Source organism: Streptomyces sp. NPDC059037 (assembly GCF_042740015.1).
GTDB lineage: Bacteria > Actinomycetota > Actinomycetes > Streptomycetales > Streptomycetaceae > Streptomyces.
On sequence record NZ_JBHYIG010000404.1, the window covers coordinates 6234 to 6562 of the forward strand.

At 79.0% G+C, this 329-nt stretch carries 1 pseudogene; it reads left to right on the forward strand.

The features are described 5' to 3' along the window. Window positions 1–285 (forward strand): annotated as a pseudogene (locus tag ACFWY6_RS43215) (hypothetical protein); the annotation flags it as partial. Between the last annotated feature and the right edge of the window lie 44 nt (window positions 286–329).

The window sequence follows — 329 nt, forward strand, 5'->3', positions numbered from 1 at the left end:
CTCCTGGCACCCGGCCGGGGGGCCGTGGCGGGCGCCCTCCGCGCCCGCCCCCGCCTGGACGCCGTCCGCAGCCCGGGCGGCGGGGTGGCCCCCCCCCCACCACAACTGCCGGGCCCACCGTCCTTGTCACCGACGCCGCTGGTCCTCCTCCCGCCCCTGGTGGCAGGCGGCCCGGCCCGCTTCGCGATCTTCGACGTCACCGACCGGGCGGACCTGGTGCGACGCGGCGCGGGGACGTGCGTGGCGACGGTGATCGGCGGACGTCTGGTGTACAGGTCCCGCTGAATCAGCTCCGGGGGGCGCCCCGTAAGGGGCGCGGGGCTGCGACC